Origin of the sequence: Cognataquiflexum nitidum, assembly GCF_022538055.1 — a bacterium.
In the GTDB taxonomy this organism is placed as follows: domain Bacteria; phylum Bacteroidota; class Bacteroidia; order Cytophagales; family Cyclobacteriaceae; genus Cognataquiflexum; species Cognataquiflexum nitidum.
In genome coordinates this window covers 59,409-79,289 of sequence record NZ_JAKZAM010000014.1, presented here as the reverse complement: position 1 = coordinate 79,289, position 19,881 = coordinate 59,409, and the positions used below count along the sequence as shown (strand labels likewise).

General features: G+C 40.6%; 26 protein-coding genes. 11 read left to right on the top strand and 15 right to left on the bottom strand.

The window, feature by feature from the left end:
• Positions 1 to 116 precede the first annotated feature (116 nt).
• The 5 genes from MMU07_RS11295 to MMU07_RS11275 form a co-directional block, all read right to left on the bottom strand.
• The gene (locus MMU07_RS11295; RefSeq protein WP_241125983.1) at positions 117 to 1,223 is read right to left on the bottom strand and encodes a Fic family protein; all 1,107 of its coding nucleotides are present in this window, start codon (positions 1,221 to 1,223) and stop codon (positions 117 to 119) included.
• A gap of 127 nt (positions 1,224 to 1,350) precedes the next feature.
• Positions 1,351 to 1,932 carry a DUF4256 domain-containing protein gene (locus MMU07_RS11290; RefSeq protein WP_241125982.1) on the bottom strand — a complete coding sequence of 194 codons (582 nt, stop codon included), beginning with the start codon at positions 1,930 to 1,932 and terminating at the stop codon, positions 1,351 to 1,353.
• Between the two features lie 11 nt (positions 1,933 to 1,943).
• Complete coding sequence (locus MMU07_RS11285; RefSeq protein ID WP_241125981.1) at positions 1,944 to 2,219, bottom strand: type II toxin-antitoxin system RelE/ParE family toxin; 276 nt, start codon at positions 2,217 to 2,219, stop codon at positions 1,944 to 1,946.
• 26 nt (positions 2,220 to 2,245) lie between these two features.
• Positions 2,246 to 2,428: a hypothetical protein gene (locus tag MMU07_RS11280; RefSeq protein ID WP_113923355.1), complete on the bottom strand. Its 183-nt coding sequence runs from the start codon at positions 2,426 to 2,428 to the stop codon at positions 2,246 to 2,248.
• 240 nt (positions 2,429 to 2,668) lie between these two features.
• A complete protein-coding gene (locus tag MMU07_RS11275) occupies positions 2,669 to 3,217 on the bottom strand; it encodes a hypothetical protein (RefSeq protein WP_241125980.1) in 549 nt (182 codons plus the stop codon).
• 82 nt (positions 3,218 to 3,299) lie between these two features.
• Here MMU07_RS11275 and MMU07_RS11270 point away from each other — a divergent pair, with 82 nt between their 5' ends.
• The 5 genes from MMU07_RS11270 to MMU07_RS11250 all read left to right on the top strand — a co-directional run bounded on the left by MMU07_RS11270 (position 3,300) and on the right by MMU07_RS11250 (position 7,978).
• The gene (locus tag MMU07_RS11270; protein ID WP_241125979.1) at positions 3,300 to 4,037 is read left to right on the top strand and encodes a CBS domain-containing protein; all 738 of its coding nucleotides are present in this window, start codon (positions 3,300 to 3,302) and stop codon (positions 4,035 to 4,037) included.
• Positions 4,038 to 4,164: 127 nt separating this feature from the next.
• On the top strand, positions 4,165 to 4,659 hold the full coding sequence (locus MMU07_RS11265) for an RNA polymerase sigma factor (RefSeq protein WP_241125978.1): 495 nt from the start codon (positions 4,165 to 4,167) through the stop codon (positions 4,657 to 4,659).
• Complete coding sequence (locus MMU07_RS11260; RefSeq protein WP_241125977.1) at positions 4,640 to 5,275, top strand: hypothetical protein; 636 nt, start codon at positions 4,640 to 4,642, stop codon at positions 5,273 to 5,275. Before MMU07_RS11265 ends, MMU07_RS11260 begins: the two co-directional genes overlap by 20 nt.
• Positions 5,268 to 6,371, top strand: coding sequence for a hypothetical protein (locus MMU07_RS11255; protein WP_241125976.1), 1,104 nt, complete (start codon positions 5,268 to 5,270; stop codon positions 6,369 to 6,371). Before MMU07_RS11260 ends, MMU07_RS11255 begins: the two co-directional genes overlap by 8 nt.
• Before the next feature lie 554 nt (positions 6,372 to 6,925).
• A complete protein-coding gene (locus tag MMU07_RS11250; RefSeq protein WP_241125975.1) occupies positions 6,926 to 7,978 on the top strand; it encodes a CNNM domain-containing protein in 1,053 nt (350 codons plus the stop codon).
• Positions 7,979 to 8,057: 79 nt separating this feature from the next.
• Here MMU07_RS11250 and MMU07_RS11245 read toward each other — a convergent pair whose 3' ends face one another.
• Both MMU07_RS11245 and MMU07_RS11240 read right to left on the bottom strand, forming a co-directional pair.
• A complete protein-coding gene (locus MMU07_RS11245) occupies positions 8,058 to 8,291 on the bottom strand; it encodes a hypothetical protein (protein ID WP_113926050.1) in 234 nt (77 codons plus the stop codon).
• Positions 8,266 to 8,868, bottom strand: a complete 603-nt coding sequence (locus tag MMU07_RS11240) for an RNA polymerase sigma factor (protein ID WP_241125974.1) — start codon at positions 8,866 to 8,868, stop codon at positions 8,266 to 8,268. Before MMU07_RS11240 ends, MMU07_RS11245 begins: the two co-directional genes overlap by 26 nt.
• Positions 8,869 to 9,278: 410 nt before the next feature.
• On the opposite strand from MMU07_RS11240, the gene MMU07_RS11235 reads away from it, so the two are divergent.
• Both MMU07_RS11235 and MMU07_RS11230 read left to right on the top strand, forming a co-directional pair.
• A complete protein-coding gene (locus tag MMU07_RS11235) occupies positions 9,279 to 9,629 on the top strand; it encodes a DUF3127 domain-containing protein (RefSeq protein WP_241125973.1) in 351 nt (116 codons plus the stop codon).
• Positions 9,630 to 9,727: 98 nt separating this feature from the next.
• The gene (locus tag MMU07_RS11230) at positions 9,728 to 10,186 is read left to right on the top strand and encodes a hypothetical protein (RefSeq protein ID WP_241125972.1); all 459 of its coding nucleotides are present in this window, start codon (positions 9,728 to 9,730) and stop codon (positions 10,184 to 10,186) included.
• Here the strand turns inward: MMU07_RS11230 and MMU07_RS11225 are convergent.
• The 5 genes from MMU07_RS11225 to MMU07_RS11205 all read right to left on the bottom strand — a co-directional run bounded on the left by MMU07_RS11225 (position 10,183) and on the right by MMU07_RS11205 (position 14,199).
• Positions 10,183 to 10,332 carry a hypothetical protein gene (locus MMU07_RS11225; RefSeq protein ID WP_198669940.1) on the bottom strand — a complete coding sequence of 50 codons (150 nt, stop codon included), beginning with the start codon at positions 10,330 to 10,332 and terminating at the stop codon, positions 10,183 to 10,185. The two genes, MMU07_RS11230 and MMU07_RS11225, sit on opposite strands and share 4 nt — an antisense overlap.
• 117 nt (positions 10,333 to 10,449) lie before the next feature.
• Complete coding sequence (gene purE / locus MMU07_RS11220) at positions 10,450 to 10,956, bottom strand: 5-(carboxyamino)imidazole ribonucleotide mutase (RefSeq protein ID WP_241125971.1); 507 nt, start codon at positions 10,954 to 10,956, stop codon at positions 10,450 to 10,452.
• Positions 10,957 to 10,959: 3 nt separating this feature from the next.
• A complete protein-coding gene (locus MMU07_RS11215) occupies positions 10,960 to 12,099 on the bottom strand; it encodes a 5-(carboxyamino)imidazole ribonucleotide synthase (RefSeq protein WP_241125970.1) in 1,140 nt (379 codons plus the stop codon).
• A 118-nt stretch (positions 12,100 to 12,217) separates the two neighbouring features.
• A complete protein-coding gene (locus tag MMU07_RS11210; RefSeq protein ID WP_241125969.1) occupies positions 12,218 to 12,370 on the bottom strand; it encodes a lmo0937 family membrane protein in 153 nt (50 codons plus the stop codon).
• Between the two features lie 71 nt (positions 12,371 to 12,441).
• Positions 12,442 to 14,199, bottom strand: a complete 1,758-nt coding sequence (locus tag MMU07_RS11205) for a MutS-related protein (RefSeq protein ID WP_241125968.1) — start codon at positions 14,197 to 14,199, stop codon at positions 12,442 to 12,444.
• A gap of 188 nt (positions 14,200 to 14,387) precedes the next feature.
• On the opposite strand from MMU07_RS11205, the gene MMU07_RS11200 reads away from it, so the two are divergent.
• From MMU07_RS11200 to MMU07_RS11185, 4 genes are read left to right on the top strand one after another with little or no spacing between them, the layout of a single operon-like run.
• Positions 14,388 to 14,834, top strand: coding sequence for a hypothetical protein (locus tag MMU07_RS11200; RefSeq protein ID WP_241125967.1), 447 nt, complete (start codon positions 14,388 to 14,390; stop codon positions 14,832 to 14,834).
• Between the two features lies 1 nt (position 14,835).
• On the top strand, positions 14,836 to 16,032 hold the full coding sequence (locus MMU07_RS11195; RefSeq protein ID WP_241125966.1) for a GTP-binding protein: 1,197 nt from the start codon (positions 14,836 to 14,838) through the stop codon (positions 16,030 to 16,032).
• 56 nt (positions 16,033 to 16,088) lie between these two features.
• Entirely contained in the window at positions 16,089 to 16,226 is a 138-nt protein-coding gene (locus MMU07_RS11190) for a hypothetical protein (protein WP_241125965.1), read from the top strand.
• Between the two features lie 47 nt (positions 16,227 to 16,273).
• On the top strand, positions 16,274 to 17,113 hold the full coding sequence (locus MMU07_RS11185) for a hypothetical protein (RefSeq protein ID WP_241125964.1): 840 nt from the start codon (positions 16,274 to 16,276) through the stop codon (positions 17,111 to 17,113).
• A gap of 77 nt (positions 17,114 to 17,190) precedes the next feature.
• Here the strand turns inward: MMU07_RS11185 and MMU07_RS11180 are convergent, their stop codons facing one another.
• From MMU07_RS11180 to MMU07_RS11170, 3 genes are read right to left on the bottom strand one after another with little or no spacing between them, the layout of a single operon-like run.
• Complete coding sequence (locus MMU07_RS11180) at positions 17,191 to 18,039, bottom strand: mechanosensitive ion channel family protein (protein ID WP_241125963.1); 849 nt, start codon at positions 18,037 to 18,039, stop codon at positions 17,191 to 17,193.
• Positions 18,040 to 18,080: 41 nt separating this feature from the next.
• Positions 18,081 to 18,788: a methyltransferase domain-containing protein gene (locus MMU07_RS11175; RefSeq protein ID WP_241125962.1), complete on the bottom strand. Its 708-nt coding sequence runs from the start codon at positions 18,786 to 18,788 to the stop codon at positions 18,081 to 18,083.
• Positions 18,788 to 19,864, bottom strand: a complete 1,077-nt coding sequence (locus tag MMU07_RS11170; RefSeq protein ID WP_241125961.1) for a type III polyketide synthase — start codon at positions 19,862 to 19,864, stop codon at positions 18,788 to 18,790. The genes MMU07_RS11175 and MMU07_RS11170 overlap by 1 nt, the downstream gene beginning before the upstream one ends.
• Positions 19,865 to 19,881: the final 17 nt, after the last annotated feature.

Here is a 19,881-nt window from a genome sequence, read left to right as displayed (position 1 = left end):
AAATCGGGTAGCTATTTTGTTTTTGTGGATCTCTATTTTTACTGCAAACCATATATAACTCGGATTGAAGTTCCATTGTCGTGGCTATGGACTGTCGACCATGGACTATGGACTTTTTATTTTGGAAGATTCAGGAAATATCTTGTTCCTTTTAATTCTCCGGTTTTTGTCAATACCTCAAGATCCACGAGATATTGTAAATCTCTGGTGGCGGTAGCCCGCGAGGCTCCCGTGATCGATAAATAATTTTTGACGCTCAATCCTCCTTTAAAGCCTTCCGGTCCTTCTCTGAATATCCTGGAAAGCAGTTTTTCCTGTCTTTCATTCAGTTGGGTCCTAACCTTATCGTAGAGTTTTGTTTTTTTAATTATAAAGTCAACCAGTTCAAGTGTTCGGACTTGGGCTTTGATAATTGTTTCTGAAAAATACATCAGCCAATCTGTGATTTCAATTTGGGTATTGTTTCGCTCCAATGCGGCATAGTAGTCCTTCTTATGCTTTTCAATCACAAAAGACAATGCTATCAATGAAGGTTGACCAAGACTTTGTGCCAGAGACTTTTCGGCAATGGCGCGTCCTATCCTTCCATTTCCATCTTCCATGGGATGGATACATACAAAATATAGATGTGCAATCCCTGCCTTGATAAGCGGTCCCAACTTCCTATTCCCTTTTGGCCCTGAGCTTTCAAACCAGTCCAAAAAGGCATTCATTTCCCCTTTCAACGTATCAGAGGGCGGAGCCTCAAAATGGACAATCGGTCTGTTTATTGGACCTGAAACCACCTGCATAGCATCACTACCTGTTCTGTACCTGCCAATATCTGTCAGGTCTCTTCTCCCTTTGGTAAGCATCTCATGCCATCGGAAAAGGGCTTCATGGGTTAGTGGTTCGGAGAAGGTCTGATACACATCGACCATCATTTCCGCTATTCCTTGTTCGGCTGCCGGCACTTTCCCAATGTTGGTTTCAAGGCCAAATTGTTTGCGAATGGAGGATTGTACGCTTGCCCGGTTCAAATATTCACCTTCAATTTCTGAGGTCTTCAGGGCTTCATCAGCTATGATTTCCACTATCAGGTTGCTCTTCTCATCTTGCTCAATATGTTTGAAAGCACCTACCAAAAGACCGGAATTTTTAAAAAATTCTTGTTCAAAAACCGATAACTCTTCCAGGTCAAACCTGAATGACGGCCAGTCTTTTGATTGCCAATTCCACTTCATGAGTTATAAATCTGAATTTTATAACTCAAATATAAACAAATTGTGAGTTATAAATTTGATTTTTATAACTCATGGGAAATCATTGATTCAAAACAAGTACCTAAAAATACATTTTGGAAGATTGAAATCAGATCCTAAGCATCCCGCGGAATGCCCGTACTCCATAATAGGATTGGGCTCCATTATGATAGGTAAAGACATGATTGTAGCGACGGTCGCAAAAAAGTGCTCCCCCAAGTTTCCTGATGGCATCGGGTGTTTGGATCCAACTTGAGGTTTTGGTATCGAATTCTCCCAACTGCTGCAATTCCCGGTATTGGGATTCTGTCAGGATGTCAATGCCCATTTCGGTAGCCATGTCGACGGCGTTGTTTGAAGGCGGGAAATCTTTCCTCGACTCAAGGCCTTCCCGATCAAAGCAAATACTCCTACGGCCTTTGGGGCTTTCTGCCGAACAGTCATAAAAAATGAATTCCCCGGTATTGTCATCAAAGCCGACCACATCCGGTTCTCCGCCTGTGATTTCCATTTGATGCAGTGACCAAAGCTTTTCTGAGTTTCTCTTTCCTTTGAGATGGAATTCCAATTTGGCTTGGACAGATACCCATTCCAAACCTTGGTGACGGTTTTTGTTTTTCTCAAACCTGGATTTCAACGTTCTGAAAAGCACTTCACACTGATCGCTTGTCAATTCCTTTTTAGTATCCATGGTTCTCCCTACTAAACTATTGGAGTAAAAATATCAATCCTTTTTCCCAGATCTCTAGCTGAATGGTGAATTGTCAGGATATCTATCCTTGATTCATCAACAATTCTATAAATTATTAAATAATTTCCTTCAATAAGCTGTCTAATTTCTTTCTTGCCGAAGAATTCTAAAATCTGACCAGAATATGAGTTTGTCTTAAGGATTTGCGTTCTATTCTTAATTCTTTGGATTTGAAGCGAGGCATACTTTTTTGAGTCTTTGCTTATATATTCCGCAATTTCCTTCAAATCAATAACCGCTTGTGCGGTCCAATTTATTCGAACCATTTGTCGATTTCCTTTTCGAGTTCTTCTTCAGAAATAAATCTTCCCTCATTGGAGTCCAACAAGCCTTTTTCTACTTTTTGGATCAAAATCAATTGTCCTACCAATTCATCCAAAGAAAACTCTTCAGGCAGTTTTTCCAATTGCTTTTTAACTATAGTTTTTGTCAACATACCTCTTCGATTTAATCAAATATAAAAAAAATCTGTTTTCAATAACAGAATACCTCGAATCGAACTCCTTATTTTTCACATTTCACAAAATCAATTTTAACAAGTCATTAAGACGATCCGCATCTTTCCATATTAATTATCTCCAAAACTTCGATCCTCCTACCTTTCACCTCAAACCTTCAACTTCTTACCCAATTCCCAACTTTGAAACTTTTTCAACATTGAAACCTTCAAACCAAATCAATCCTCCTTCCCTGCTCCTTTGAAGTAATCCTCCTTGTCGGCAAAGAGTACATTGAAAGTGGTCAGTGAACCGTAGGCACGCGTAATGTATTGCTGCAGGGCAATTCTGTCCTGATCGTCGAGTTTCTCGTGGTTGTTGATATTCTGCTCAAGGACGCGGAGCCGCTCCCTGACCATGACGATCTTGTGAAAAAATGTCGCGATCGGCACTTCCTTGTTGCTCAGTTCGGGATTGTAGGGATTGAGAATCATAGTGCCTTTGAGCCACTTTTGGGCCATGCTGACTTTTGGCAAAGCTTCCGCAGGCGGGATTTTTTTGATGGCATTTTCTACTGCCCTTTCGATATCCGCAAGGCTAAACGCGATCGGTTCTGCTTCTTTCTTTTCTATCAGTTCAAAATGCTGAAAGTCCCTTGCGATGGTTTTGACCTCCGCGATAAAGTTGAAATAAATCTTGTAATAGGAGGCGTCTGCCTCCACGACCACGCCTTTTCCAAATTTTGGATGTCTGACTTGACTGCCGATTCCCAATTCCATTGCTGACATAAAATAATTGGTTTTGTTACCTAATGTTTCGGTCAATATAAAAGCTATTTTTATATTTTCACAAAAACTTTCCACCAAGCCTATGAATTCTTTGGACCGCCTCCGATTGCTTTTTGAAGAACAGATCAATGTCATGCCCATTGCAGAAAACCTGCTGGTTTTTGACCAAAACAGTTACAGAGAAGAAATGGAAAAACGGAATTTCCAATCGGCCGTCGTGGATGTCGATGGGATATTGATGAAATTCGATATCGGGGATGCATCTCCGGTTCCCATCCCTGAGGAAGACATCATGCCATCTGAAACTCCGCTGTTGATCGCCTTCAGAATGCTGATCGACAAGAGGAGGTTTTTCATTGAAGAAGATGGAAAAATCGCGCACATCGTCACCCGGACTGACCTTGACAAGATTCCGCTCAGGATCGGATTTTTTGGATTGATCAGCCTGTTGGAAACCCACCTGAAGGAACTGATCCGCAAATACCTGCCACATTGGGAACAAAGCATTTCCGAAAACCGGCTCAACAGCGCCCGATCACTTTATGAGTGGAAAAAGGGACGGAAGGAGGAGATTGATTTGGTGCAATGCCTGCAATTTGGTGACTTGGGTTCTATCTTTTCCAAAAATCAGCGCTTCAAAAAATTTGATCCGGAGTATAGCAGAGACCGCTTTGTCAAAATGATGAATGATATCGGTCAGCTGCGCGATGCACTTGCCCACTCCCAGGGAAATCTTGGCTTTTCATGGGAGGAAATAGACAGTATCATCCGATTTATCAGGATTATTATCGATGCCGAAGATCAGGTTTTTGAGGAATAGAATTTTTTTCTTGGAGATAAGGCAACCATCTTAGTAGGTATGGCATTTATTTTTATAAACCTTGAATCTCTTGATCCAGAAAAACATCATTGAGGAAGCCCTTAAGGGTAGTGAAAGGGCGCAATCCTTGATTTATGACCAATTGGCCAAACCTATGTTTATGCTTTGTCTTAGGTATTTGAAGAATCAAGAAGACGCTGAAGATGCGTTTTGCGTAGGGTTTTCAAAAATTTTTCAAAATCTGAACCGATTCGAATATAGAAACGAAGGTGCTTTTGAGGCCTGGGCAAAAAAAATAATGGTAAATAATTGCCTCATGTCATTACGGCAAAAAGCACGTGCTCCTATGATGGTTGAACCCAAAGATGACCAAGCAACCACTGAATGTTCCGCATTGGAAAAATTATCTGCTGATGAATTGTTCAACCTCATCCTTTTACTTCCCGAAGGATATAGAACAGTTTTCAACATGTATGAAATTGAGGGCTATACTCATGTTGAAATTGCAGAGAAATTAAATATCAGCATAGGAACTTCAAAGTCACAACTGAATAAGGCTAAATCCTATCTAAAAAAAATCATCAATAGAACAGATCAAAACGATGCTAAAAAAATCATTTGAAAATATAGACAACAGAGCTTCAATCCCCAAGGAAATAGCCTTTAACAAAGCGCTTTATTGGGATCGAATACAAAAAATTCCTGTCAAAAATCCACCCACTTATTGGGTATGGGTAGCTGCAAGTTTTATCCTTCTTGCTGCTTCTGGCGTTTGGTTATTCTTGGGATCTTATGGGCATCAGCCTCAATACCTCACAACACAAATTTCACATGACAGTCAAATGAATATGGAAATCGTGAAAATTTCTAAACCCTCTTCAATTAAAATCTACTTTGAAGATTCCAATGAAATAAAAATCGCTCAGTCCCATACTCGACATAAAACGGATACCCTGATAGAAAATGATACAGCAAAGCATAGTATCACAAATATGCAACGAAGACCTTCGATTGCTTCTTTTATTCTTAATGAAAAGGATGAAGTAATCCAAGAACAAAAGCCCCTAAGTCCTTCAGCAGATGCCCTCAAAAAGGCACTGGCCAATACTAAAAAGGAAGTGCCGAAAGAGGAGAAACCGGTGTTTGAAAAACTGACTTTTGAGAAGGCAATCCAAGCCAGAAAGAACTATTTTATGGAAAAGGGAAATCAAGGAAAATCCAAGAAGGACAATGAATAGATTTAAAATCATCACTTTAATATTGTTCATCCAAGTCTATTGGATTTTGACATCTTTTGTCCTTGGACAAAATTTATATGATTTGTTACAATTTCACCCAAAAACATGGCAGCCTTATCAAAAACCATTGGAGTATTTCTATGACGCGACCGAGTTAAGATTGAACACCGCACATGATACCTTGGACATCTTTATTTTGGGTCATAAAAAAATGTCTTACCGCTGGCATGACGTCCAAAGGCAAAGGGAGTTTAATGGCTGGTTTGGTTTTGAGAAAGACATTGAAGCCTTGCTGGAAAAAATTCAATTCCTTGGATTGGATTTCGAAAGACAAAACTACCATATTATTTACAGTCCTGAATCAGACGGCATAAAAACGATCCTCCGTCCTGAAGCGAGATTTGATAAAATAGGGGAACAAATATTACCAACTTTTAGACATCAAATTACCCTGACTTATTATTCCTATTTGATGGAGGTTGATTTTTTCTTAGGGGAAATTGATGAGCTTGAGGTGTTGAAAAGTGCAGGCATCAATGACCTTGTACTTGCTGCAGCCATAAAAAACAATTGGTACACTACATATAAGAAAAAGAACCTTAACAAGATAATGACTATCAATGAAGACGGAAGCATCAGTGTCGACACCTTTGTTTCAAGAGAAAATCCATACTATCCCAGAACAAATTTAGATTTGGGTTCCGGTTATGTGTTTGGAAATAGCATCAGTTTTATGGCTCAGCCTCGATTTAACATTCGAATTAGAACTAAGAAAACCAATATAACCAATGAAATGCTGTTTTTCACTTTCACAGGATATTTATCTCATTTATCCCAAAATGACTTATCCTTTCAAGTTGCTCAGGATTATTATTTGGGAGTTGGCTGGGAATCAGATCAATTGGGAAATAACGTGTCGGGGGTTTTTGGGTATAGGTTATTCGGTAATAACGGTTTGTTCGAAAATAACCCTGCTATGTTTAAGGTGGATTATTCCATTTTACCAAAACTTAAAGTTTTTCACTCCATATTTTTCAATTTTTCTGGAGATTCCCGATCAGCAAACCTTATTGGTATTTCTTTTTTAATTTATTGAAAATCTAAAAGCAGGATAATTATCGATGCAGAAGATCAGGTTTTTGAGGAATAGATCAAGTGGTTATCTGCTTCGTTGCCAATAAGCTTATATTATACTTCAAGCAGGACGGAAGACCGAAGTCGGAAGTATCGGGCTTCTCAGTGTTTAGCCAAGAATTATATCGAACTATCATTTTTCTGGCTTCATTGCGTAAGTACATAGGCGGGGCATAGGCCCCAAATCTTCGTAGCTAATTGATACGATATGTGAACGAAGGGGGCGTAGCCCTGAGATCTAGCATTCAAGCGTATTTACACATTGAGTTTTAAGATTTCAGGGTTTCGCCCCCTTTGTTTATCAGAAATATGCGTGATTTAATACCCAATAATCCTCATTGACAGGCATAAGTATTATTTTTTGATATGAATATTAGAATGTTGGATGACTTTTTGCTTTGAATTCTATCAAAGTCGCCAACTATTGGGACTACTTTTCCATTTAGACAGAATTGATATAGGGTTAGCTTGTCAGAATTCCTCCCAATAAACACATTTCAAAAATTTTAAAAAGCCATGACTTTACTCTTAACATACCTTTTTCTTGCCCTCATTATATCATTCCTATGTTCTATTATGGAGGCTGTTTTGCTATCTGTTCCAATCTCCTATTTAAAATCAAGGTCCGCAAATGGCGACAAAAGTGTGGACACGATGATAGGACTTAAAGAAGATATTGATAAGCCTTTGTCGGCTATCTTGTCTTTAAATACGGTAGCCCATACGGTAGGCGCTGCCGGGGTTGGTGCGCAAGCCGCTGTGGTATTTGGGGATGCCTATTTTGGGGTAGTATCGGCGGTCTTGACCATATTGATTTTAATTTTGACAGAAATAATTCCAAAAACTTTAGGAGCTAATTATACCAAGGAACTGGTGGGTATTGCATCAAAACTCATCAAAGGAACAATTTTTATTGCTTATCCCCTGGTTTATATTTCTTCAATCCTGACCAAAATGCTCTCAAGAGAAAAATCAGAACTTACTACAAGCAGAGAAGAAATCTCGGCTTTGGCTAGTATTGGAACATTAGAGGGGATATTTGTAGACAAAGAGAATAAAATTATCCAAAACCTGATCAAGCTAAAAACTATTAAAATCAGTGAAGTGATGACTCCTAGGGTGGTGGTAGTCACCGCAAATGAAGAAATGACATTACAGGAATTTTTGAAAAATAAAGAGTTTTTGCACTTTTCCCGAATCCCCATATTCCATGAAAACAAGGATTCGGTCACCGGATATGTTTTTAGACAACGTGTCTTCGAAAAGCTAGCCGAGGACCAATTCGACCTGAAACTGAAAGACATAAAACGTCCGATAATTACTTATCCTCAGCCCATAACATTGTTTGACGCTTGGGAGGAAATGATCCAAAGAAGAGAACATATTGCATTGGTGTTGGGGAAATATGGTGGGATGGATGGCATTATTACCCTTGAGGATATAATCGAGACTTTCTTGGGTTTTGAAATAGTAGACGAAAAAGACACAGTGGAGGACATGCAACAATATGCCGCAAAAAGGTGGCAGGAAAAGCAAAAGAAGTATGAACTTCTTAAAAACGGAATTTAAGTCGGTAAATCTCAAAATATTACACAAAAAAACCTGAAAGCTTTTCGCCTTCAGGTTACCTTTTTTCTTTTCGATAGGTTTAGACTTTTTCGAGACCGGTAGAATTGGCTTTCCGAAGAATGCTCTTTACTACTTTTTCCGAAGGTGTAAGAATGAGTTGATTCAATTGGTCAAGCGTGCTCAGCATGTCTAAATAGTCCTGCATCAAGTGATCATCACTGCGCAGGGCCTGCACAACCAACTCATTTTCACCCTCACTCATTTCCTGATAGATATATCTTAACAGGTCATTTGGGGTAAAAGATTTTGTCATAGGCAACGTTTAATTGTTTTAGTTTTTTCCTCATGTTTATCAATGCATACCGCATCCTTCCAAGTGCCGTATTGATACTGACACCTGTCTGTTCTGCGATTTCCTGAAAACTCAAATCCATATAGTGCCTCATAATGAGCACCTGTTTTTGTGATTCGGGAAGTTCATCGATCAGTCTTCTTACCAACTCCACGGTATCCTCTTTGACTTTGACATCTTCGATGGTTTCCTCAGCAAATCTCAGCGTATTGAAGACGTCCATCCCATCTTCCATCACGATGGTGGGATAGCGCTTCCGTTTTCTGAAGAAATCAATGGCTAAATTGTGCGCGATGCGCATCAACCATGGCTGAAATTTTCCTTCTTCGTTATAACCGTCAGCACTTAGGGTGTGAACCACTTTTACAAATACATCCTGTAGTAAATCTTCGGCGACGCCTTGGTCTTTGACTATCAGGTAGATGGTGGTGTAAACCCTCGATTTGTATTTATTTACTAACTTTTCAAATGCTGCCTCGCTTCCACTTCTGTACTGCGCGATCAACTCGGCATCTTTAGGACTTATCCTTTCATTCATACAAATTGACTTTAAAATAACGTAGAGGTTTATGCCATAGTATATATTAGAGGGTGAAACAATTAAAATATTATAATCAAATGTAAAGAATCACTTTGTTTGATGCAATAGATACAGGATTTTTTTATTTCAAAATTTCACAAAATTCAGTCAATATGAAATAATTTGTATTTTACTGTCAAAAAACTGAAATTTAATTTTGGAATAGAGCCGGTGATCTTTAAAAAATTTTTTTACTTGAATATTTCTTAAACGCATATACTCTTTGCTTTAGTATATTGTTGCAAATCCCGCGCCTGATTTTGCCAGGAAATATAAAAAAGAGAAAATTAAGGTTACAGGTCTGGGTGAAAGCTGTATTTACCTATTGAAATTTATTAACTTCGGTTTTTCAATACTAACAAAAAATTATGGAAATAATCGGAAAAGTAGTTCAAATCATGCCAGAGGCAAGCGGGTCCTCCGCCAAAGGGACTTGGAGAAAAAGAGAATATATCGTAGAACAACCGGGACAATACCCAAAGAAAGTATGCATGGTCATCTGGGGTGACAATATTGATCAGTTTGCCCTCAAAGTTGGTGACGAGGTCACGGCTTCCGTTGACCTGGAAAGCAGGGAGTATAACGGCAGGTGGTATACCGATGTGAAAGTATGGAAGGTAGAAAAAGGAGGTACCCAAAAACCAAAAGAAGCAGCCAAATCCATTCCTGACGTTACTACTTTTTCTGATGAAAGCGGGGATGATGTATTGCCATTTTAATGGTATTTTACTTACTTGAATTGTATATAATTTGTCTCAAAGCAGCATTTTGAGACAAATTTTTTTTATCTATAAATGTAGACAATAACCAAAATGCCATGTGGGAAGACGATGACGAAAATGATTCCTGGGATGGAAGTGATGAAGAGGAATTCAGAAAAGAACATGACCGGATCAATAACCATCCACTCAAAGCCAAGGGAATGGAGATATATAAGCTTACAAGGGCTTTGGTAGGTTCACTTGACGAAGCGAGAGCCGAACTCTATGGCAGTCTGATGATGGAAAGTGCTTTGATCCTTCCTTCCAAATTTTCCGGTGCTGAAGGTGTCAATGATTATATCCTCAAAATGGAAAATGCCACCATTATGAAAATCCATGCCCGCAGTCTGTATTCGATGACCTATCAGTTGGCTTTGGAGGGAACGCATGCCGAGGAACACCTGCAACTTTTGCGGGATGCGATCCAAGAGTACAAGGAAATGTTTGTCGTGTGGGTGAAGGGATTTGCGTCCGCTGAAAAATACGATGATGGATGGGGACTTTTTATTGATTAATGAAGGCTTTGACCAAATCTGAATCCAAGGTACGCCCCGCCAATCATCAGGACCAAGGTGATTCCACCCACCAACAAAACCACGCCTAGTGGCATTTCCCAATTTTCGGAGCCAATTTTGAAGCGGATAATTTTTTGGAGATTCATGATATAAATAAAATGTAAAAAAACTTTAACTCAATGCAGGGACAATAAAAAAGCGGGCTTACATAAACCCGCTCTTTCAATCAAACTAGTAAACTTTAATTTATAAGCCACTAGTTTTTACGCATGTTTCCAGCCTTTGGTTTCAATTTCTTCGGCAGACTTTTCTACTTTTTCTTTTAGTGATTCCTTAAAGGCCAATAAGTTTTTGGATATTTCTTCAGAAAACGCCCCAATCATGGAAGCGGCCAAAATCCCGGCATTCCTACCACCGTTTAGTGCGACCGTGGCCACGGGAATCCCCGAAGGCATCTGCAGGATAGAAAGGATGCTGTCCCATCCATCAATGGAATTGGAGGACTTCACAGGAACTCCGATCACCGGCAGTGTAGTCAAAGAAGCGACCATTCCCGGCAGATGTGCTGCGCCACCGGCTCCAGCAATGATGACTTTGAGGCCTCTATCTTTTGCACTTTTGGCATAATCCACCATCCTGTCGGGGGTGCGGTGGGCCGACACGACGGTCAGTTCATAACCTACCCCAAGTTCTTCCAATACCAAAGCTGCTTCCGACATGATGGGCAAATCGGACTTGCTTCCCATAATTATTCCTACCTGTATATCCATAATTTAGGCTTTTACCTTGATCAGTTCTTTTATTTCCAAAGCTCTCTTTTTCAATACTTCAATCTCATTGTCCAGGATGGTGATATGGCCCATTTTTCTAAAAGGCTTGGTCGTTTTTTTGCCATATAGATGCACATATACTCCTTTTTGGGACATGGCCTCATCCAATCCTTCGACATAGGCATCGCCTGTAAATCCTTCTTCGCCGAGCAGGTTGACCATTGCGGCGGGGCATCGGGTGTCCGTATTGCCCAATGGCATGTCCATCACGGCCCTGAAATGCTGCTCAAATTGGGAGGTAAAATTGGCCTCAATCGTATGGTGACCGCTGTTGTGTGGGCGAGGCGCTACTTCATTGACAAGGATTTCTCCCGATTTGGTGACAAACATCTCCACGGCCAAGAGGCCGATCATTCCCAGTTCTTCGATGACTTGTAGGGCTATCTTTTTGGCTTTTTGTTCAATTTCATTGCTGACCTGTGCTGGGGAAAATAGAAACTCCACCAAATTAGCGGTAGGGTGAAAAGCGCACTCGACCGCAGGAAATGCCACAGTCTCCCCATTTTTATTTTTTGCTACGATGACGGCGATTTCTTTGTCAAAATCAATCAACTTTTCCAGTAATCCCGGGGCTTCAAAGGCTTTTTCCAAATCACTTTCATACCTCAGAATCTGCACGCCTCGACCATCGTAGCCTTCTCTCCCAAGTTTGTTGACGGCAGGAAGAAAAGAAGCATTTCTAATCACATCCGTCCTGTCTTCAGTCAATATAAAATCAGCAGTGGGAATCCCTTTTTCCTCGTAAAACTGCTTCTGCAGCCTTTTGTCCTGAATCATTTTGATGATATGAGGCTGCGGAAATACTTCCTTGCCCTCGTCGGCCAATTTTTGAAGGGCCTCGGTATTGACATTTTCGATCTCTATCGTGATGATATCACAATCCTGACCAAAGGCATACACTGTCTCAAAATCATTCAGACTGCCTTTTACAAATTTCTGACAAATGGATTTGCAGGGAGCGTTGGGATCAGGATCCAAGATATGGATGTCGATATTATAGCTGATGGCGGATTGGATGACCATGCGGCCAAGTTGACCTCCACCTAATATTCCTAAGGTTTTTTGCTGATAATTCTGTTGCACGGATGGACTGTTGAAGGATCAAAAATAAGTTAAAAATGCGGGTATCCGAAATCCGACAAGACCTAAATAGAAAAAGCCCTCACGTGAGGGCTAAACTTATTATGAATGAATAAAGTGATTAAACTGACCTTCCTCCGATCAACCTAAGTAGTACTGCAACGACTGCCAATACGAGAAGCACATGGATCAAACCCCCCGCGCTGTACACAAAGAATCCAAAGATCCATCCGATGATCAAAATCACAGCAATCAAATACAACAGTGAGCTCATGGTTTTTTTGGTCTAGGTAAATAATTGATTTATAACCAAATAAACCAACTATCATGCCATAAGCTTAATTACTAGAATTTGATACCCATCAGCTCCATGAGTTTGTGGGCATTAAAACTTGGGCATGGACCTTCTTTGAGCTTGTAGTCAAAATGGATTTTGTCGTCCATAATTTCACTGTGAAAACTCTTATTCACCAAGTAATCCAAGCTGTTTTGCAATTGGCTGAGTTCAATGTCATGGGTAGAAATGATCCCTTTACAGTTGCTCGCGGCGAGTTGTCTGATCAATGCTTCACTTCCCATAATCCTATCGGCGGTGTTGGTTCCTTTGAGGATTTCATCCAACAAGAAAAATACCATATCCCCTTCATCGGCTTTGGATAAAAGTTGTTTGATACGCGCGAGTTCGGCATAGAAAGAACTCACACTCTCTCCGAGGTTGTCAGAATTTCGCATGCTGGTAAACAACTGAAAAGGCCCGAGTATAAATGATTCAGCCATCGGTCCCAAGCCGATATTGGCCATGACCATATTTATCCCTAAGGTCCGCATGAAGGTCGTCTTGCCCGACATGTTGGAACCCGTAAGCAGGATGGTCTTGGTATTTTCAAGAAGCGAAAAATCATTGCCAACCGCTTTTTCTTTGGCGATCAAGGGGTGTTTGAGGTTTTGGACTTCAATGGTTTTTTCTCTAGACCATGTTGGAAAGGAAGTATTTTGTTCTTCATATGTAAATGCCCCCAAGGAAACCAAAGCCTGCCAGGTATCAAAAACTTCTTCCCAACCTGCAATGTAGCTGCCGAATTTTTTGCGCCAGATTTCTGCCCGCCAAAGGAGAAAAAAGTCAATCCAAAAAATCAGGTTGAATATTACAAACATCAGGTTGATCCTGTTTTGGATCATAAAGGTCTTTTGCTCCAAAGATTTCAACACTTCGGAAGCGACAAAATTTTCGTTTTTGATAGGTTCTTTCAGTGAGTGAAGATAAGGATCAGCAAAGTCTGATTTTTCTATCAGAGAAGCCCACTTTCCATAGGTCTTGATGTCTCCCTGATTTGGAAAAACTTTGGATGCTTCCTGAAGTGGTTTGAAAACCAATGTCAGGGAAAAGATACCCAAAACAATCCATGCCCCAATCCACACAGGAGTAATCATTCCCACCGCTGCCAAAAAAAGCAGGATACTGCCACCTATCGGCCCAAGTACCAAGGGTAAAAAGTAAAAAGGCCGCCAAGATTCAGGTTGTTTGAGCCAAGTATAAAAACCTGCCTTTGACTTTTCTTCTTTGATAAAAGCCCTGCCGGTCGCTTCAAAATCAGCAACAAACTTAGGATGCCGGTTCAGTTCCCGGACTGCACCGGACCTTTGGGTGGCGAGTTCAGGATTCATTTGTGACTGAAGCCAAGAGGCCAACTTTACTTTTCCTCCCTTGTTGACGGTGTGGTTGAGCAATTGGAACAAAGAATGGCTTCCAAAAATATCGAGGTCACTGGAAAATGGATGGGCTTTGTCTATGAATTCGGTTCCGGCGTCAAATCCCTGAAGGCTTCGAGAGGATCTTTTCACTTTCTCCTCTTCCATTTTGACCAATTCAGTCAAAAACGCAGTCTCATCCCGGTTTTGATTGAACAATAAAATCAGGTAGATAAACCCTGACAGAGACAGTAAAAACAGCAATAGAAATAAAGGCCTTTCCGTAACGCCCACAATAAAAGCCGCAGCCATCACAAAAAAAACTGACAGCCTGACCAAAGAAAGCATGATCCCTTTTCTTTTTGCTTTGGCAAGCAAACCGAAAATATCCTGCGAAACGTATGCAATATCCATGGCCTAAAGATACCAAAAGAATCTCCTTGGGCTAAAGATTTATATTTGCAATATTGTTGCATTTAAGATGAAAATCTCTACCTTTGAACCATATTATTCTTGTAGTGTTCTCTTCATTAGAATAATGGTGGTTGACAGACGACTCCGGTAACCCCGGAGTCTTCTTACATTTAGAGCACAAAAACAGGATGATGAAAAAATTGATGATTGTGGCTTTGGTCATTTTGGTGGTCGGGGCAAGTGCGCAGCAGAAGCCTTTGGATATGTGGGGTATGTTTACCAAAACAAGGTTTGTGGAAAAGCTGAACAGGGAATTTGGGATGTATTTCCTCTATCCCATTTTTCCCGATGAGCTGAAGGCCATGGAAGGAAAAGAGGTTTCAGTCACCGGTTTCTATATTCCGCTTGATATGGTCACTTCCAATTATGCAGTCTTGTCCAAGTTTCCCAATGCAGAATGTTTTTTTTGCGGAGGGGCCGGTCCGGAAAGCATTGTGGTAGCATACCTTAAGAAAAAGCCCGCCAAAAGAATCAATGTGGACGAAATCATTACCATCAAAGGAAAACTTAAACTCAACGATTCGGATATTGACGAATTGAATTTCATCCTTTTGGATGCAGAAATTACCAACTGATATGAAGAAAAAATTGCCTGTCACAGTGCTTAGCGGATTTTTAGGCGCTGGAAAAACAACCTTGCTCAACCATATCCTCCACAACAAAGAAGGACTGAAAGTAGCCGTCATCGTCAATGACATGAGTGAAATAAACGTGGATGCACAGCTTGTGAGGCAAGAAAATACCCTTTCCAGGACCGAAGAGAAGCTTGTCGAAATGAGCAACGGCTGCATTTGCTGTACACTCAGAGAAGATCTCATGATCGAAGTCGAGCGTCTTGCCAAGGAAAATAGGTTTGATTATCTGTTGATAGAAAGTACCGGGATATCAGAACCGCTGCCAGTTGCCCAGACTTTCAGCTTTGTAGATGAAGAGAAAGGAATTGACCTGTCACGCTTTAGTCAGCTTGACACCATGGTGACTGTGGTGGATGCTTTTAATTTTTTCAGGGATTTTGGGAGCTCTGAAACCGTATTTTCCAAAAACCTCAATGACGATGAGGAGGATCAGCGCTCCATTGTCAATTTATTGACCGATCAGATTGAGTTTGCAAATGTCATCCTTATCAACAAGGCTGACTTGGTAGCAAAAGCCCAAGTGGAAGAATTGAAGGCGATCATCCAAAAACTTAACCCTTCTGCGAAAATCCTCATTACCGACCATAGTAAAATTGATCCAAAAGAAATCCTCAATACCGGTTTGTTTGATTTTGAGGAAGCATCACAATCTGCGGGATGGCAGGCAGAGCTTGAAAAAAGCCATCATACTCCCGAAACAGAAGAATACGGGATTTCCTCCTTTGTATTCAGAGACAAAAGACCTTTTCATCCTCAGCGGTTTTGGACTTACATCACCGAAACATGGCCTTCGGGAATCATCCGCAGCAAAGGACTTTTTTATATCGCTTCAAGAAAAGACCAAGCCATCTCTTGGTCGCAGGCAGGCGGATCGGTCAAAGCAGATCCTGTCGGTGTCTGGTGGGCAAGCATGCCATATAAAGAAAGAATGATGTACCCTTCCTATGTGGAAAACAGGGATTACATTGACTCTAAATGGGACAAAAACTTCGGAGACCGGATGAATGAACTCGTAATCATTGGTCAGGATCTTGACAAAGAGAAAATTGGTATGGAACTTGAATCATGTTTGTTGGACAATTACGAATTAGCGGATTTTTTGAATGGTGAAAGATACAAAGACAATTGGCCCATTTAGACAAAATCATGGTGAAGAAAAAGTCGAATCGAGAAAAAAAAATCCAAAAAGAGACTTTGGCTGATGCATGGGATTTTTCAGAGGGTTTTGGTGGCATACCAGAAAATGCATCTCTTACCAAGAATATTGGATGTGCCTCAAATTCAGGAGATAAGGATAAAAAAAGTGAAAAAAAATCCTCTTCAACTGATTAACCAATTGATTTTTTTTACGTTACTTTCAGACATAAAACTTAATCCACATGAAAGTAAATCACCCACAAATCCCTACTTTCCTGTTTGCCCTAGGAATAATCTTTTTGATGTTTTCTTGTGAAAAAACAGAAGAACTATTGCCTCAACAGGACACTGCAGTCCTGCAAGAAGGGGCACAGGTTAATGCCGCTTTTGATGAAGCAGACTTTTTTACCCTCTCTGCCATGCAAAGCAACGGTCTTGGTCTTAGGACCAATATGAATATCCAAAGCGATTTTTGCGCAGATACAAAAGTTGATTTTTTTCCAAACAACAAAGCAATCGTAATCAATTTTGGAGCGGGCTGCAAAAGCCCCAAAGGAATCACCAGAAAAGGCAAAATCATGATTTATTATTCTGCACTTTCGTTTGATTCGGGGTCTGAAATTACCATTGCATTTGACGGATACGAAGTCAATGGGCTCAAAATTGAAGGTCGAAGAAAAATCATCCAGAAAGGATTCAATGCAGAAGGGAAATATTTCATGTTTCAAACTGTCATTGTAGCCGGTAAAGTCACTTGGCCGGATGGAACATATGCGACCATAGAAGGCGAACACGACAAAAAACTCTTCTTGCCTACAGATAGCAATGGCATTAAGCTAGAGGTTACAGGCGGATCAGGTGGTATCACCAGGCTTGGCATTCCATTTATGTCCCTGATTGAAGAAAAATTGGTGTTTATCCAATCCTGCACAGATAAAGGAAATTGGGTACCGTCTTCAGGGAAGTTAGAACTGACCGTCAATACAGATTCCAAATTCCTAATCGACTATGGTAATGGAGAATGTGACAAAATCGCTTCTGTTACCCACAACGGTAAAACAGTTTCTGTAAAATTTGATTGATAAATTGAAAATGGGAAATTTATTGAAACTAGACCATAGTTCATAGATGTAAAAAAGGCCGGGAAACCGGCCTTTTTTTATTTTTGTCCTTCGGGATAAAAGTGATGGACATCTCTTTGAGGAAAAGGAATACTTATTTTGTTTGCCTCCAATGCCTCCTTGATCGCCTCCATATTGTCCCAAAAGACCGGCCAAAGGTTTTCGGTATCAGTCCAACATCTGATGGTAAGGTCCAAAGAGCTATCTCCAAAATTCCCGAAATAAACTACCGATTCGGGTTCTTTGTGGATCCTTTCATCTTTATTCAATACGTCAAGAATTATCATTCTCGCTTTCTTGATGTCCGTCCCATAGGCAATTCCTACTTTCATGTCCACTCTTCTAGTTGATTTTTGGGAATAATTGATGATCAGGTTATTCGCCAAAATCCCATTTGGGACTGTCACCAATTTATTATCAAAGTTTCTGATTTTGGTATAGAGTATGTCAATACTCTCCACTTCACCGGTAGTCCCCTGTGCCTCTACGGTATCCCCCACTTTGAATGGCTTAAACATCAGGATCAATACCCCTCCTGCAAAATTTGCCAAAGATCCTTGTAATGCCAAGCCAACTGCCAAACCCGCAGCACCCAATATGGCAACAAAAGAGGTCATCTCGACTCCCATGGTCGTAGCAATGCTGATCAGCAACAAAACCCAAAGAATGGCCTTTGCAAAACTATTCAGAAAAGTCGCAAGTGAAGGGTCCACATCTGATTTTTCAAATGCTTTGCTCATTATTTTCTGAACCAAATTGATCAGGTATTTACCTATTAGGTAGATAATAATTCCAAGAATCAGCTTTGGTCCAATAGAGAAAGCAAGGTCTACCGCCTGCTGTTTGATTAGGTCTAAAGTTTTTAAGTCAATTCCGTACCCTTCCATGCGTATTAAATTAGTGTTTGAAAATTAATTTAAGACCAAATTTAAATGAATCTGCAAATTACCCGCCATCTGAATGCCCAATTCCACTGAACCTGAACGGGTCCGATGCCGGCTTTTTGTAAAATATGCTTGATGTCTTTTCGTGAAAAACCCCTGAGAACAGACAATGGTCCATCGTTTTGGACCATTGGGGATTTTGAAAACCAAGCCGTAAGTACCCTGATGCTGTAATAAGCTAAAGGATGGCGATGGAGGTCATTGATGACCAAGCCCAAGGATGCGCCTTTTTTTAAAACCTTCAGGAGCATAATTAGTTCATTATCGGTAAAATGATGCGTAAAAAGAGTGCAGGTGAAGACATCTATTTTTATGTTTTCAAACTCTCTATCAAATACATTTTGGGTCAAAAAACTCACATTGGGATAATTCTTTAAATTCTCTTTTGCCATTCCTATTGTGTAGTCATTGGCATCAATTCCTACAAATTGGCAATCATATCCATTCTTTGAAGCCCAATCAGCCATGACACGCAGCATGTCGCCGCCGCCACAACCGATATCGGCGATGGTGTATTTCCGGCTTTTGTCTCCTTTCAGGAGAATTTTAAGCCCTGAGGTGGTGACATGATTGCCTCCCAAAAAACGGTTGATCGTGCGGAGCTCGCGCAAGGTCTGCTTCAGGACTTCTCCACCGACTTCTAAGTCATCCATGATCTCTTTGTCGTAGCAGCGCTGATCGAACTTTCCCATTATTTCTCCAACAAAAGTGTCTCCAAAGTCAATCCGGGGCCAAATCCCATTGCCAAAATATCTCCCTTGGATTTCGGATCTAGGAGCCATTTTTTCAAAACAAATAAAATGGTTGCCGAGGACATATTTCCAAAAGCTTTCAAAATCTCATGGGAGTGTAAATTCTGTTCAGGTGTGATTTGGAAGGCATTTTCCACTTTCTGTAAAATCTGTTTTCCTCCCGGATGGATTGCAAAATTTTTGATTTTTGACAGTTGAAAAACTTCCTCTAAGTAGCCAAGGATCTCATTCAATCCTTTGTGCAACAGGTCAGGGACGTATTTGCTCAGTCTCATTTCAAAGCCAAAATCCCCGATAGACCAAGCCATGTCGTTTTCGCCTTCTTTGAAAACACGGCTGTGGTATTTTTTGATCTTCAATCCAACCGGAAGGCGTCTCACCAATGCCGCCGCAGCGCCATCTCCAAAAATGGCATTTGCCAAAAGATTATCCTCTGTGTAGTCCTTTTGAAAATGGATGGTACAAAGCTCGATCGCGAGTACCAGTACCTTGGCACCGGGATCGCTGTCACAGATACGGTCTGCCAACTTGATGGCATTGAAAGCCGCATAGCAACCCATAAAATGGATGGCATAGCGCTCCACGTCATTTCGGAAACCAAGGGCGTGGATAATCTCCAAGTCCAGACCCGGGGCAAACATGCCGGTGCAGGAGACCAAAATCAAATGGGTGATTTCCTTGGCTTGGATATGGGTTTTGGAAAGACAATCATCAACGGCCCTTTTTGCCAGAGTCAAAGCTGATTTTTCAAAAAGTCCCATCCTCATTTTTGTAGAGGGGAAGGGTTCCAGTTCCTTGTTTTTAGGAAAAAAGCTGAATTTTTCGGGATTGACAAAATTAAAGTCTTCAATCACGCTGAATCTATTTTCTATTCCAGTTTGCCGGTATACAAAATTTAACTTCCTTGATTCCTGAGTATCCAAGCCATGGGCCATTTTCATAAATTCCCCGATCTGAAATTGGGGGACAGGATTCCCGGGATTTGCTGTTCCAATACTTACGATGTGGTTGTTCATTAATTTAAGTTACACTT